This window comes from Laspinema sp. D2d, from assembly GCF_025370755.1.
Lineage (GTDB): Bacteria > Cyanobacteriota > Cyanobacteriia > Cyanobacteriales > Laspinemataceae > Laspinema.
Genome location: NZ_JAMXFC010000018.1, coordinates 39,271 through 55,085, shown reverse-complemented (window position 1 = coordinate 55,085; position 15,815 = coordinate 39,271). Strand labels below are relative to the sequence as shown.

Annotated in this window: 10 protein-coding genes; 8 read left to right on the top strand and 2 right to left on the bottom strand. The window is 48.2% G+C overall.

The features are described from left to right. The first annotated feature begins 325 nt into the window (after positions 1-325). Positions 326-871, top strand: a complete 546-nt coding sequence (locus NG796_RS13725; RefSeq protein WP_261207398.1) for a DUF2854 domain-containing protein — start codon at positions 326-328, stop codon at positions 869-871. Positions 872-984: 113 nt separating this feature from the next. Here NG796_RS13725 and NG796_RS13720 read toward each other — a convergent pair whose 3' ends face one another. Continuing rightward, on the bottom strand, positions 985-1,245 hold the full coding sequence (locus NG796_RS13720; protein ID WP_261207397.1) for a chlororespiratory reduction protein 7: 261 nt from the start codon (positions 1,243-1,245) through the stop codon (positions 985-987). A gap of 534 nt (positions 1,246-1,779) precedes the next feature. Here NG796_RS13720 and NG796_RS13715 point away from each other — a divergent pair. The 3 genes from NG796_RS13715 (at position 1,780) to NG796_RS13705 (ending at position 11,204) form a co-directional block, all read left to right on the top strand. Further along, entirely contained in the window at positions 1,780-7,821 is a 6,042-nt protein-coding gene (locus NG796_RS13715; RefSeq protein WP_261207396.1) for a PAS domain S-box protein, read from the top strand. Between the two features lie 238 nt (positions 7,822-8,059). After that, entirely contained in the window at positions 8,060-9,892 is a 1,833-nt protein-coding gene (locus tag NG796_RS13710; RefSeq protein WP_261207395.1) for a WD40 repeat domain-containing protein, read from the top strand. A gap of 64 nt (positions 9,893-9,956) precedes the next feature. After that, the gene (locus tag NG796_RS13705) at positions 9,957-11,204 is read left to right on the top strand and encodes a WD40 repeat domain-containing protein (protein WP_261207394.1); all 1,248 of its coding nucleotides are present in this window, start codon (positions 9,957-9,959) and stop codon (positions 11,202-11,204) included. Between the two features lie 145 nt (positions 11,205-11,349). On the opposite strand, the gene NG796_RS13700 is transcribed toward NG796_RS13705, so the two are convergent. Then, a complete protein-coding gene (locus tag NG796_RS13700; protein ID WP_411268811.1) occupies positions 11,350-13,155 on the bottom strand; it encodes a metallophosphoesterase in 1,806 nt (601 codons plus the stop codon). Between the two features lie 243 nt (positions 13,156-13,398). Here NG796_RS13700 and NG796_RS13695 point away from each other — a divergent pair, with 243 nt between their 5' ends. The 4 genes from NG796_RS13695 (at position 13,399) to NG796_RS13680 (ending at position 15,810) form a co-directional block, all read left to right on the top strand. Beyond that, positions 13,399-14,145: a sucrose-phosphate phosphatase gene (locus tag NG796_RS13695; protein WP_261207392.1), complete on the top strand. Its 747-nt coding sequence runs from the start codon at positions 13,399-13,401 to the stop codon at positions 14,143-14,145. Positions 14,146-14,248: 103 nt separating this feature from the next. Then, entirely contained in the window at positions 14,249-14,878 is a 630-nt protein-coding gene (gene ruvA, locus NG796_RS13690) for a Holliday junction branch migration protein RuvA (RefSeq protein WP_261207391.1), read from the top strand. A gap of 177 nt (positions 14,879-15,055) precedes the next feature. Beyond that, positions 15,056-15,325: a 30S ribosomal protein S15 gene (rpsO, locus tag NG796_RS13685; protein ID WP_261207389.1), complete on the top strand. Its 270-nt coding sequence runs from the start codon at positions 15,056-15,058 to the stop codon at positions 15,323-15,325. Positions 15,326-15,342: 17 nt separating this feature from the next. Beyond that, positions 15,343-15,810: a PAM68 family protein gene (locus NG796_RS13680; protein WP_261207388.1), complete on the top strand. Its 468-nt coding sequence runs from the start codon at positions 15,343-15,345 to the stop codon at positions 15,808-15,810. The last annotated feature ends 5 nt before the right edge of the window (positions 15,811-15,815 follow it).

Here is a 15,815-nt window from a genome sequence, read left to right as displayed (position 1 = left end):
AAGATCAACTGGTTTTTTTTATCTCATTTGTAGCAATGAGCAACCCTTTTAGGGCAAAACCCGGGTAACAGCCGGACCGATTAAAGATCCTACCAATAGCCGAGATCAGCGATCGCATAGCTTCCAGACGCGATCGCAGTTTTTCCCAGTTTATCCCCGAATTCAGACGGGTCCGGAGTTCTGGAACCCGACCCATTTTAACAAAGATTCATCCCGGTTAACCACCATCACGCTGAAAACAACCAGCCCGATCGTTGTAGTGCGATCGCGAACAGGGGACAATAGAACTTTCCATTCCTGTGCGATCGTTCATTCACTCACTATCATGTTAGCTAAACTTTCTTTGGGAAACCTGGGTTTATCCCTAGGCGGTCTAATCACCCTGATTGGCTTCTACGCTTACTTTAACGACTACGCCACCTTAAATCTGGCTGGATTCTTTTATGGCATTCCCCTGTTACTCGGTGGATTGGCCCTGAAAGCAGCCGAACTCAAGCCGGTCCCCTTCACTCACCCCACCTCAGCCGATATCTTAGAATTGCGAGAAAAACAGGCCACTCAAATTCAAAATCAAATTCGCAAAGATGTCACTCGCTATCGCTATGGTCAAGATGCTCATTTGGATGATTCCCTAGAACGGTTTGGTCTGAATCCCTCCGATGAAGCCCGACCCGTTCTCGTAGGACTTCGAGAAGAGAATATCGAGGGGTGCTATGCTTTAATTTTAGAATTTGATTCCCCCCAATTTCCCTTGGAAATTTGGCAGCAAAAGCAAGAAAAAATTGAAAAGTTTTTTGGCCCCGGAATTTCCGTTCAATTCAAGAAAACGGAAAAAAATCGCCTGGATGTCGCTTTAATTGCTCAGAATTGAGCCTTAATTTAATACCTGACTCAATCCACCAGACAGACGGGGAAACCCCCGTCTTTTCTCCATGAAAATAAACTTTAAATTCTATAAAGTCTGTTAAACCCGGGTGATTTGATTTATTTTTCGAGTCGGACTACATACCATTGAAAATAGTTTCCCGGTCCTAAATCAAATTCACAGCTTGTTTCCAAAAGATGTTGAGCTTGAGTGTCGATAGTGGGAAATTTTTGCAAATCCCGAGGCAAATTATCCTGGCGATCGCCTAAAATTACTTTGAGCTTGGAGAGCAATTCATCAGCGGTCAGTAATTGTTCCGGTTGATTGCATTCGAGGACGACAAAATGAGTTTCGTCTTGATACATTAAGGAGTTAGGCATCGTTTTATTGAGATAACTTGTTTGGATAATTTTGACTGATTCGGGGTCAAGATGCAACTTCAGGGGCGCGACCAGGGGGAGGATTGGTCAGGCCCTCTGAGAAAAGTCTCAAAAGCCTCTTCCTTGGAGGAATAATAAACCATTCTAACCCACCCTTCCCGAACGGGACGGCGATCGCCACAGCAGCGGAGGGACTGGCAATCCCGCGATCGGTTCACTTCCAAACGCGAATCCCCAAAGTATCTGCACCCGCTGCTGCAATATTAAGCTTTAACCAAGAATCCGGCTGGGCGGGCTTAAAACTTTTATAATTTCGCTAAAATTAGAGAACAATTGTATCAGGGTTCTATCGGACATTCTGCCATTTTAACCCAATAAAATGGAGAATAACGCTCACCGGATTTGACCCTTTGCGCCCGATTTAACACAACAAAAACAGGTCAGCTTGAGGGAAAGCCGTTTACTCAATAAAAACTCAAAGACAAGGGAACCCGAAACAGAAATGGAGCGCGAGACAATGGAAAAGGGGGATAAATGCAGAACCAAGTTTTAGGATTGTTCACAAACCGAGCGATCGCCAATCTGTTGGGGGAGAGGTTACTCTCATTTATCCCTCACGGGCATTGTTACTTGTGGAAGCCCGGGCTCGTGGGGCTTCATGTTACTTCCGACGCCCTGATTGCCCTTTCCTATTTTGCCATTCCCCTCACCCTGTTATATTTTATCCGCCACCGAAAAGACCTGCCCTTTAGTGGGATTGTTGTTTTATTTGGGGCATTTATTATTTCCTGTGGGACCAGCCACTTAATGGAAATCTGGACCCTCTGGCATCCGGACTATTGGTTATCCGGGGGAATCAAAGCAATTACCGCAGGAGTCTCCCTCGCCACGGCGATTTTACTGGTCCGCCTCATTCCCAAAGCCTTGGCATTGCCCTCCCCAGCGCAGTTAGAACGAGCCAACGAGCAACTCCAGACCGAAATCACAGAACGGCAGCAGGTGGAAACGGCATTGCGGCAAAACGAAGCCCTGTTGAGAACTGTCATTGAGCGATCGCCCCTGGGAATGGCCCTGGTAACTCCATCGGGACGCATCACCCAAACCAATCGGGCACTACAACAAATGCTCGAATGTAGCGCTGAGGAACTGCATACCCTGACCTTAAGCGACTTTAACTTTGAGTCCCAACCGATGCCAGTCCAGGAGAAAATCGCCATCGGACCCGAAAAATTCGCCCCAAGTCGCGACCCAAGTAGCGATGCACAAGAACAGAATTACCGCCGTAAAGATGGGGAAATTCGGACTGCTCAGGTGCTAGTTTCCGAGATTGCAGCATTCGAGGGAGAACCGAGCTTAACCCTGTTGATTATCGAGGATATTACCGATCGCAAACAACAGGAAATCACCCTGCGATCGCTCAATTGGGAACTCGAAAAGCGCGTTGCCGAACGAACCCAACAATGGCAAACCGGCAACGAAGAATTACGAGGAGAAATTAACGAACGCCAACGCATAGAAGTAGCACTGCGCGAGAGTACATCCCACTTACAAACCCTGGTCAAACAAGCGCCCGTGATTCTGTATGCCACCGATCGCAATGGCATCATTACCCTATTGGAAGGAAAAAACCTGCCCTGCTTAGGATTGAAGGAAGAAATCGCAACCGGGGCATCCCTATTCGAGTGGTACGTCGATGAGCCGAATATCCTCAATCAAATCCATCAGGTATTTAAGGGGAAAGAACAAAACTGGATCGGCAATTGGAATGGATTAATTTATGAACATAACTTGACCCCAATTTGGGAGGAAAACGGCACCGTGAGCGGCGTAATTGGGGTCGCGACGGACCGAACCGAACAGGTGCGATCGCAAGAAGCCCTCCGTCAAAGCGAAGAACTCTATCGCACCCTGACCCGTAACTTTCCCCAGGGGCTCGTCTTCCTCCTCGACCGAAATCAAACGTTTTTACTCGCTGAAGGGTCAGGGTTAGAGACTGCCGGTCTTTCTAAAGCAGTCGTAGAAGGCAAAACCCTCAGTGAAGTTTTTTCATTAGAAGCCCTAACCCTTTTAGAACAGAGTATTCAGAAACTCGACGGAAACTCAACCTCAGTTATCCAGGAAATGCCCTGGAATGGGCGGTGGTATCTGACCCACACCGTACCCGTGCGAACCGAAACCAGCCAACTCGATTCCGTAATGGTGGTGGCACAGGATATCACCGATCGCAAAAACGCCGAACAGGAACGCGATCGCTTCTTCACCCTCTCCCTGGATATGCTCTGTATCGCCGGATTCGATGGGTATTTTAAACTCCTCAACCCCGCTTGGGGGAAAATCCTCGGTTACACCGACGAAGAACTATTTTCCCAGCCCTTTATTGAATTCGTCCATCCCGACGATCGCGCCGCCACCCTGGCAGAAACCGAAAAACTGAGCAACTTGAACCTCGACACCCTCGGTTTTGAGAACCGCTATCGCTGTAAAGATGGTTCCTATCGGTGGGTACGCTGGAACACCACCCCCTTTCGCGCACAAGGATTACTCTACTGTGTCGCCCATGACATCACCCAGCGCAAGCAAGCAGAAGAAGCCCTTGCCGAAAGCGCCGCTCAACTGGAGATCGTATTTGAAGGAGCCGGAATTGGCATCGCCCTGGGGACTTTGGAAGAAGGACGGATTTTAAAGAGCAATCCCGCCTTTGAAGAAATGTTGGGCTACTCCGCAGAAGAACTCTCAACCCTAACCTTTTCTGACTTCACCCCTATTGAAGATTTACAGAAAGAACTCCCCCTCTTTCAGGCGGTAGTCGCCGGAGAGCGCCCCAGTTACGAAATCCAGAAGCGCTATATTTGCAAGGATGGATCTCAAATCTGGGTCGATCTAACCGCTTCCATCATTCGGGATGCCAAGGGCAATCCTAAATTTGCCGTTGGCATGGTTCAGGATATTACAGAACGGTTTGAAGCCGCAGAAGCCCTACGTCAAAGCCAGGAAAAATATCGCTCTGTGGTGGATAACATTAAAGAGGTAATTTTCCAGACCGATGCCCAGGGTTACTTCACCTTTCTCAATCCAGCTTGGGAAGAAATTACCGGATTTAATATTGACCAGAGTATCGGTACTTCCTGGTTGAATTACATTTATAAACCTGACGTCCCGGCCTTTTCCCAATATTTAGAAGCACTGATTTCGGGAAAACAGCAGAACTGTGAAGATTCCATGCGATATCGCACCAAAGAGGGAAGCTACCGTTGGATTGAGGTCTTTGCCCGAGGAAGTCGCAATCAAGCGGGAGAGTTAACCGGGATTAGTGGCACCCTCAATGATATTACCTTCCGGAAACAAGCTGAGTGGGAAAAGACCCAATTAATTGCCTCCCTAAAAGAGAGTGAGGCAGCGATTCGGGCCCTGTATTCTGTGACTGCCGATCGCTCTTTGGACTTTGATACCCGACTGTCACGAATGTTAGAAATGGGATGTCGGCGGTTTGGCTTGGAAATTGGCATGGTAGGCCGGTTGGACAACCCGAGGGAGAGCCGAGATGGGATGGATCGCCCTGCCACCATCGAGGCGATCGCCCTGCAATTACCCCCGAATGCCTTAATTCCCTTGACCAAAGGGGATGCTTTGAAATTAGAACTCACCTATTGCTCCGTTGCCATCCGGGAATCTGAACCCGTTTGCATCCCTTCAGCCCGGGAATCAGAATGGCGGGAGCATCCCGCCTATCAAACTCGGGGACTAGAAGCCTATCTCGGAGTCCGACTGATGGTCTCTGGCGAGGTTTATGGGTGTCTGAGCTTTTCCTCACCCCAAGCCCGGACTCAACCCTTTAAATCCGTCGATCAAAATTTGTTGAAACTGATGGCTCAGTGGATCGGCGGTGAAATCGAGCGGAATCAGGCTCAAATGGCTCTGCAACGGCAACTGCATCGCAGTCTACTCCTGGGCCAAATCACCCGGGAAATCCGCCAAAGTTTAGATACTGAAAAGATTTTTCAAACCACTGCCACTCAAATTGGTCAAGCATTTGGGGGGAATCGCTGTTTGATTCATAGTTATATCCCCACGGACCCCCCGAAAATGCCCTTAGTGGCCGAGTATTTAGAACCGGGAATTCAATCCATGATGAGCTTTGAGGTGCCTGTAGTGGGGAATGCTCATGCAGAACAACTGGTGGCTTTCGATACGGTTTTGGTCTCCAATGATGTTTATAAGGACCCCCTGCTCAAAGGCGCAGCGGCGATGTGTCGGCAGATCGGAGTCAAGTCCATGTTATCGGTGCGGACCTCCTATCAGGGAGTACCCAATGGGGTGATTGGGATACATCAGTGCGATCGCTTCCGGCACTGGACTCGGGAGGAAATTGAGTTGTGTGAAGCCGTCGCTGAACAAGTGGGAATTGCCCTGGCTCAAGCTCGACTGCTGGAACAGGAAACCCTCGCCCGTCAGGAAGTAGCCCTCAAAAGCCAAGTGGCGTTGCAAGCGCGAGAAGCCGCAGAAGCAGCAAACCGCGCCAAGAGTGAATTCCTCGCCACCATGAGCCACGAAATCCGCACCCCCATGAATGCCGTGATTGGCATGACGGGGTTACTGTTGGATACGCCCTTAAATCCGGATCAGCGGGAGTTTGTAGAAACGATTCGCACCAGTGGCGACGGCTTGCTGACGATTATTAATGACATCCTTGATTTCTCCAAGATTGAGTCGGGGAAAATGGACCTGGAGGAACATCCCTTTAATCTGCGAACCTGCATTGAGGAATGTCTGGATTTGGTCGCCTCTAAAGCTGCCGAAAAACAGCTAGAACTGGCTTATTTATTGGATGCCCAAACCCCCGAGGGAATCATCGGCGATGTCACCCGCTTGCGGCAAATCTTGGTCAATCTACTCAGTAATGCAGTTAAATTTACCCAAGAAGGGGAGACGATTGTTTCGGTGAAGGCAACCCTGGTGCAGGATGCTCAGTTGGGGAACCGGAGAGAAATGGCAACTCAGGGGGGGATTTATCAACTTCATTTCTCGGTGAAAGATACTGGGGTCGGGATTCCCCCCGATCGCATGGATCGCCTATTTAAGTCATTTTCTCAGGTGGATTCTTCCACCACGCGCAAATATGGGGGGACCGGGTTGGGTTTGGCGATCGCCAAGCGCCTGAGCGAACTCATGGGCGGTACGATGTGGGTCGATAGTGAAATGGGGGTGGGTTCAACGTTCCATTTCACTATTCAGGCAGCAGCTACTTCGGATTTTGCCTCGGTGACTCCAGAAGATGAAGTCCCTCAACTCACGGGTAAGCATCTGCTGATTGTGGATGATAATGCCACCAATCGCCTAATTCTGACCCGGCAAGCCGAATCCTGGGGAATGATTCCCTACGCAGCCGCTTCGGGTCCTGAAGGGTTGGCGCAGTTGCAGGATTCGGATAGCCCGTTTGACCTTGCTATTTTGGATATGCAGATGCCCGATATGGATGGGTTGGCCCTGGCAGAGGCAATTCGTCAACTCCCCAATGGCGATCGCCTACCCTTGATTATGTTGACTTCTCTGGGTTGGCAACCCGTCTCTCGGGAAGCGGCGGGAATCGATTTTGCGGCGTTTTTGAGTAAGCCGATCAAACAATCCCAACTGTTCGATATCTTGATTGGGATTTTCTCCCGGCAATTCCAGGGAAAGGATTCCCGGGTACGTCGCACTCCCAGTTTGCCGCCGGAGTCTACTTCCCTCAAGGGCGATCGCCCTTTGAAGATTCTGTTAGCGGAAGATAATGTAGTTAACCAAAAGGTAGCGTTACGGATTTTAGAACGCATGGGATATCGTGCCGATTTGGCTAGTAACGGATTGGAAGCGATCGCTGCGTTAAATCGTCAAAGCTACGATGTCATCCTCATGGATGTGCAAATGCCTGAATTGGATGGTTTAGAAGCAACTCGTCGGATCTGTCAAGAATGGAGCGAACGTCGGGATGTTTCCCCTACGGGTCGCCCTTGGATTATTGCCATGACGGCTAATGCCATGCAAGGCGATCGGGAAATCTGTCTGCAAGCAGGTATGGATGATTACATTAGTAAACCCATTCGCATAGAAGCCCTCGCCCAAGCACTAGCCGGATGTCATCTCTATTCTGAATCCTCACCCCCAACCCCCCCAACTCCCCCATCCCCCCCAACTCCCATGCCTAATTCTTCCTTTCCTCCCTCAATTCCTGAACCTCCCCTTGATGCCCAAGCGTTGCAAAACTTACGAGAAATGGTGGGTGAAGATGAGCCAGAAGCATTTATTGAAGTGGTTGAGAGTTATTTAAATGACTTACCCGCTTTGTTAGAAACCCTGGAAACTTCTGTGCAGCAACAAGATGCTCGCACCCTCCATCGGGCGGCTCACACTTTAAAATCAACCAGTGCCACCCTAGGCGCAAAACCCTTGGCACAATTGAGTAAACAATTAGAAAAGCTTGGACGAATCAGTTCAGAAGAGGGAACGCTCTTACCTCCAGAGGCATTGACACTGGTGCGATCGATTTACTTGGAGTATGAACGCCTCAAGCCTGCTTTACAAGATGAGTTGAAGCGATGAAAAACTGGGGTTGAGGAACAAGGAACTTTTTAACTGTCCTCTCTTAGGACTGATGCCAGTCCAGGTTCCAAACTCTCAAGGTAGCCCTGGCTTCGGAATATCCATCCTATATCTGTGTACTCCGTAAGTCCTGTATTTATTGAAGGTGATACTAAAGTCCTAGGCTAAAGGTAGGGGAAACCATTAGCATAACAATAGATGCCGATATGGGTGATCGAATTTCTGGCGGATAGAAAGCATGGATACGGTATTTTTTGGTGTGTCTAAATGTCCAGTTTGTGGAACTGAATATGTACAGGGGGAACAGACACTGTGCCCAACCTGTGGGTGGGATGTAACGTTGGATCCCCAGTTAATCTCTGGAGAGTTGCCCGAAGGGAATTCTTCCGGGGAGGTGACCAAACTATTTTGGGCGAAAAATGTCTGGGCGCTCGTTCAGGAACGGGACTCAGCCGTTAAACAGTTAGAGTGGAAGTTAGCCGACATTGAAGGACAGTTATCTAAATTTTGGGAACGCTTAGATCGGGCGGGAAAAGAACGAATCAATGCTCAGGAAAAGGTTGATCGCCTGTTATTTAAGAGTGAGGAAGCTCGCCAACAGCGCGATCGCTTAGAAACGGAAATTAACCATGAGCGTCAAGAACGCCTAGCTGGGTACCAATCCCTAGAGACTCGACTGAATGAAGTATTCTCTCAGTTACAGCAAGGGAATGGCGATCGGCCCGTCATTTCTCAACCCCTTCATCCCCTTCAATCCAGTAGCAATCCTATGATAGAACCCCACGATTTAAAAGAAATGTTGGCAAACCTCCATCAAGAAATTGCTCGGTTGCAGCCCCCCCAAGAAGAGCAAATATTTCAAGAAATTCAAGATTTAAAACAACAATTAAATGATTCAAAAACTGAAAAATTAAAACTCATGAATCAACTGGTTTTTGAACAAAAAAAATCAGCGGGTTTACAAGAAAAAATAAAAGAATTAAATCTGGAAATAGAAGCCAGTAGTCGCCATAATGGGGCGATTGAATTTGAAGCGGATATGGTTAACTTGTTGATCTCTTCCCTGGCAGACCCCTCGGAAGCCGTCCAGCGATGGGCTTATGCATTGCTGAAACGGAGTCATTTGCCCAAAGCAAAAATGGCAATAGAAGATTATCAACCCTATCGGTTTTTTCGCTGCTTGCAAGTCGTAGAACATCAAAAAGCCGTGCGAACTTTGGCGATTGATCCTGATGGAAACTTTTTAGTCAGTGGCAGTAATGATAAAACTGTTAAAATTTGGGAGATCAGTACGGGAAACCTGATTAAAACGGGAATTGGTCACACAGGTTCTGCGATCGCCCTAGCAATTTCCCCCAATGGCGAACTCTTCGCGAGTGGCAGTGGAGACAATACCATCAAACTTTGGGAACTCAAAACCGGCAAACTCCGCTTCACCCTAAGAGGACATACGGGATGGGTAAATGCCTTGGCATTTCATCCCAAAGGAAATATGCTGGTGAGTGGGGGTGCGGATAAAACAATTGCCTTATGGAATTTGGATACCCAGGAATTAATCGGGACGTTTTATGGACATACGAGTACCGTGCGTTCTATCTCGATTAATCCCCAAGGAAATACCCTCGTGAGTGGGGGAAATGATAATATGATTAAAATTAGAAACTTACTCACCGGAGAATTACTCCATACCCTCACCGATCATACTGGATCGGTCTGTTCCGTTGCCATTAGTCCTGATGGTAATCTTTTAGCCAGTGGGAGTAATGATACGACTCTGCGCCTCTGGAATGTGGGAACGGGTAAACTTTTGTACACCCTGGCGGATCATTCTAGTGGGGTGACTTCGGTTTCCATTTCTCAGAATAATATGATGGCAAGTAGTTCCGATGATGGGACGATTAAAATCTGGAATTTAGAACAAGCTAGACCCATTCACACCATTCCTCCGTTGAAAACTACTCACGGAAATGAAGGATATATGTTATGTAGCGTCATCGGTCCCAATGGCGATAAAATTGTCACGGGGTTTGATGGGGGTAAGATTAAAATTTGGGGAATTGGTGACCATTAACTCCTATTCCATCAGGGGTTAGTGTGGAGTAAATCAGTGATGTTGCCCGTCTATTTAAGCCAGTATGTCTAACTGTCCAATTTGTCAAGCTGAATTTAGTAAAGGAGAACGCGATCACTGTGCCAAATGTGGTTGGGATTTGACCCCGTATCCTGCATCGGTTAACCCGGATATTCGACTGATTATTTTATCAAAAGAACGGGCAAAAGTAGCCTGGGCAAAACGTCTCTGGGCTACCCTGCGATCGCAACAGGATGAACTCAGAAGCGCTAGTCATCTGATTCAGCAACTGGAACAAGAAACCCGCGTTCTTCAGTCTCATTTGACCCAGGTTTCCTCTTCCTTTAATCATCATGCTTCTCCCGAATCTCCTCATTCTTCGTCCACTCCAGTCTCCCCGGTGGAAGTGTTAAAAACTCCTGGGATGGAATGTCAAACCACTCTAACCGGCCATTTTCGCGCCGTCAGTGCGATCGCCTTAGATTCAGAAGGTCAACTCCTCGCGAGTGGCAGTTGGGATAAAACCATTAAACTCTGGAACCTCAAAACCGGCCAAGAAATTCTGACCTTAACCGGCCATTCTTACCCCGTTAATTCTATCGCCCTCAGTTATAATGGTTGGACTTTAGCCAGTTGCAGTAATGATAAAACAGTCAAACTTTGGAAAGCCCAAAATGGACAACCTTTATTCACCAAAACTGGACATCAACAATGGGTCAATGCGGTCACCTTTAGTCCCGATGGTACCCTGCTTGCCAGTGGCAGTCTCGATCAAACCATTCGCCTCTGGAATGGCATCACGGGACAAGAATTAGTCACTTTAACCGGACATTTAGCAGCAGTAACTTCCCTAGCAATTAGTCCAAATAATCGCATTTTAGCCAGTGGCAGTTTAGATAAAACGATTAAACTTTGGAATATAGAAACATCCGAAGAATTTCCCCCGTTATTGGGACATTCGGACGGCGTGACTTCTGTAGGGATATTTCCCGATAATTTAACCTTAGCGAGTGGGAGTATAGATAAAACGATTAAACTCTGGGATATGAAAACAGGCACAGAAATTTGCACTCTAAACGGACATAGCGATCGCATTAATAGTATTGCCATCAGTCCCGCCGGAAAAATGCTGGTTTCTGCCAGTTCAGACCATACCCTTAAACTCTGGGACCTCAGAAGCAGGCAGGAAATTCAAACTTTAACGGGACATTCGGATAGTGTCAATGCCGTAGCCATGAGTACCGATGGTAAAATGCTCGTTAGCGGCAGCAGTGATAAAACCATAAAAATCTGGCAAATGCCCGATTCTTGAAATGAAGAAAGCAAGTGATTATAAAACCCGGTTTCTGCTGCCGTTGCAGTAGCTTGAAAAACCGGGTTTATGCTTTTCTCCATTGAGGTGAAAGGGGCACAAGTTATTTAAAAAACCCGGTTTCTGCTACCCTATTTTCAGCCGATTATTTGAGCTTAAATTCATCAAATTTAACCGCCGGTGCACTGGGCTGGCGTGCATCAAAACGGTAGCTGCTGACCATCCCTGTACTCGTCTCGAAAATACTAAACGCAGAGATCTCATTACTGGCAATATAAGGTAACGGTTTCCCCTGGTCATCCAGGAAGGGGGCAAGGGTGGGAATCATTGCGTCTAATCCATTGGGATCGCCGGTGACAGCATAGGTTTCTTGATAATTTTCCGGCACTTGTGGGCGCTTATTTTCCGTATATGCCCCATAACTATTCCCCACATTAGAGGATTCCAAAAAGTGCATTCCACTGGGACTGACAAAGCGGTTCCACAGGTGAGAATGTCCGTAAAAAACTAACTGGACTCCCGCTGATTCCAACAAGGGGACGACATCCCGAGCAATATAATCTTGGGCTGGGGGATATTCATAGCGTACTGTAATCCGCCCAATGCCATCAGATTCTAACCGCTGTAAGGGGTTCGTATAAGGCGGAACTATGTGTTCCCCAATGGAATGGGCAGGATGATGAAACATGACAATTTTATATTTAGCTTTTTTAAATTCTGAACTGGCTAACTCTTGTTCCAGCCATTGATATTGTTCACTACCCTGGGCAATGGGTTCAAAAATATGTTGTCCATATCCCCATTGTTCCGGTTGAGTTAAATGATCCGCCCGTTCTCGATATTTGCCTCGGGTTTTGGGTTCGAGACTGGGAGAACGCCAGATGTTCGTAATATATAAAACAACTAATCGCACATCGCCGAAGGTGGCGGCGTAATAATTGTTGGCCTCAGCATTGGGCAGGTTGAAGATTTCGTTAAAGGTTGTGGTATTAAAGGAATTGTCACTTAACCAGCGATCGCGCAATACCGGCGACTCTTCGGGATTGATTTCTTTAACTTTTTCCTCGTAAAGCCGACGGGCTATCTCCCGGGGAAAGGCATCTAAAAACTGCTCCTCTAAGTCTTTTTCTGGGGAAACACGGCCCATGACTTCATGATTGCCAACGGTGGGAAATAGGGGGGCGTGTTGAATAATTTGACCTCCAGTATAAACATGATCGCCCGACTCGGATTTAAAGTTATACTGAGCGCGACCTTGCAGGACTGGAAAGAAGGCATTTCCCCGATTGTCATCAAACCATTCGGAAGCGCGATCGGCAATATTGATTAAATCACCGGCATGAAATACGGCATCAACGCGCCCAACTGTTTCGACGACTTTTTGTAAATTAGCCGCAGTCATCGGCTTTAACTGAAAATCCGAAGTGAGCAAAATTTTCAAATTGCTACCCGGTTCGGGGTTGGCTGCCAGGGTGAAGCGATCGCCCTTAATTTCCACCTGGTCCTCCCGCACACTCGTCACCTGATAAGGGACCCGCACCCCAGGGGTTAATCCGGTAATCTCCGCTTCATGCCGCCAAATATCTCGGGCTGTCGGTTTCGGATATACCGACGCGTCTTCGGTTTGACTTCCGACGCGCGATCGCTGGTCCTCCTGAGTCCGACTCAGTTTCGTCGTAGTCGCCCCCACAACGTTTTCCCCCTTTTCCCCATATTCGACCCGATGCTGAATCCCAGCAAACTCGGTAAACCACACCACCCGCACAGAATTAGACGTGGGAAATTGCAGAAACGGATCCGTTAAAAGTGGGGGGGAAACTACCATGAGACTTAACCCCGGTGACAGGAAGATCAGACAGAGGGAACAGAAAAAAAGCAGAATCAACAACCAAAGTTTGCGAGGGGTGCCGATCACCCAGGGAAACGAGGACGGTGGGGGAGTCAGTATCATTGGGTTTGAAAGAGGCTAAGAATTTCTATGCATAATAACAAGCAATCTAACCGATCCACCCAGGACAATTAAACGCGCCCATCGCCCCCAGGGTTTTTGGAATTTGACTTACAGTAGACCTATAACAGCCTGGAACTCTGAGTTTTTCCTGAAACTCAAAACCAATTTCTACCCAGTGGACTTTGACAAGCTGCGATCGCCACGAAACAATAAACCACTAGATACTATAAACCCGAGGAAAACATGAGTCAGTTTTTATTCATAACCGATTTAGATCATACTTATGTCGGTGACGATGCAGCTTTGGCAACCCTTCAGGAAGCACTCCATCACCATCGTCAAACTTATGGGACAAAAATTGTCTATTCGACTGGGCGATCGCCTGCACTCTACCAGCAACTCCAACAAGAAAAGCAACTCATCCAACCGGATGCCGTAGTTACCTCTGTTGGTACCGAAATCTATACCAATGGCATGGAAGCGTATGACCCCGAATGGGCGGATATTCTCTCAGACGGGTGGGACCGCGATCGCATTCTCGAAATTGCGGGTCATTTTTCTGACTTAGTGTCCCAACCCGACTCGGAACAGCGCCCTTTTAAAGTCAGTTATTTCCTCTCGGAGGAAATCGCCCCTGATTTACTCCCTCGGCTAGAGTCTGCCTTAAAAGACCGGAAATTAGAGGTGCGGTTGATTTATAGTGGGGGCAAAGATTTGGATATTTTACCCATCAAGGGAAATAAAGGATTAGCTATGCAGTTTATCCGCCACCGCTACGGCATCGAACCCAAACGAACCGTTGCCTGTGGAGACTCGGGGAATGATATCGCCCTGTTTGAAGTGGGGCAAGAACGGGGGATCATCGTGGGAAATGCGCAACCGGAATTGCGAACCTGGTATGAAGAACATCGCCAGGATAGTCTTTATTTTGCCCAGGCATCCTGTGCTGGTGGTATATTAGAAGGCTTAAAACATTTTGAATTCTTGTAAACTCAAGGCTTGAGGGTAGAGGAGCGATCGCCTTTGAACCCCTCCACCCTCAACTCGGACCCTGGAATCACACCGTAACCGCATCACAAGGATACCTAATTGCATGATCGGCTATCTCAAAGGCACTGTGGCAGGGGTTCAAAAAAATACCGGCAATCGGGTTTTCCTAACCTTAGAGGTAAATGGGGTGGGGTATGACTTGCAAATTAGTCCCCGGACGATCCGACAGTTACCAGCGATCGGGGAAACCTTGCAGATGTTTACCCATCTCCAGGTTCGAGAGGATCAGATGGTGCTCTATGGGTTTGGGTCTCATGCTGAACGTGAATTGTTTCGGCAATTAATTGCTGTGAGTGGGATTGGGACCCAGTTAGCGATCGCCCTGTTGGATACCCTAGACTTGAACGAATTGGTCCAGGCGATCGTTACGAGTAATACCGCAATCCTCGCAAAAGCCCCAGGGGTCGGGAAAAAGACAGCGGAACGGATTTCCCTAGAACTGAGAACGAAACTGGCGGAATGGCGCAAGCAATCCGGGGTGAGTGCCACTCCAGCAATGGGAATCAAACCGGCATTGCAAGAGGATGTAGAAATGACCTTACTGGCGATCGGATATACCAGTACCGAAGTCATGGAATCTTTAGCCGCGATCGCCCAAACCGGCCAATTATCTAACGAAGACCCCGTAGAAACCTGGATCCGACAGGCGATCGCCTGGTTAACCTCCCAATAACTCCCCAATCCACCGCATCTCCCCATCTCCCCAATCCACCCCATCTCCCCCATCCTCCCCATCTCCCCCATCTCCCCCATCTCCCCCATCTCCCCCATCTCCCCAAATCTTCCCCTTCCCTCAAACTCATGTTAAGATGGTGAATTGCCGCGTTTATAGTAGTAAAGCCAAAAAGCAATGACCCTGACGCAAGAGCGCAAACACGAACTCATCAACGAATATCAAATCCATGAGACCGACACCGGATCGGCAGATGTGCAAGTTGCCATGTTAACCACTCGGATTAACCAACTCAGTACACACCTGAAAACCAACAAAAAAGACCACTCCTCCAGAAGAGGATTGTTGAAAATGATTGGTCAGCGCAAGCGCTTATTGGCCTATATTTTGAAACAAGACCAAGCCCGGTATCGTGCTTTAATTACCCGCCTCGGGATTCGGGGTTAGACCCAACACAAAAGCCAATGTCACAGGAACCCCAACGAAATCGGTTACCGTTTGAGCCAAAACGGAAAAAACCGGCCAAAAACAACTCAACCCCCAAGGCATCCGAAAGTCCAGAATCTGGAAAACCGAAAGATACCGCTCGTCGTCCGATGTCCAAAGAAGACCGGGCCATTCCCGAAGTGGTCAGCCAACGTATGGTGAGTCGGATGGCAATCTTGTGCGGGGTTCCGACTGCTTTGGGGATGTTTACCTTTATCGCCAGCTATTTTGTGATTAGTGGGGACTTGTTCCCCTTGCCTAATTTCGCCGTTGTCCTAGTGAGCATGGGCTGCTTTGGACTCGGCGTGATCGGGCTAACCTACGGCGTCCTTTCGGCATCCTGGGATGAAGAGATTCCCGGATCCCTGTTAGGTTGGCAGGAGTTTACCACCAATTTTGGCCGGATGAGCGCGGCTAGACGAGAGGCCAAGCAAAAAAGCCAGTAGTCATT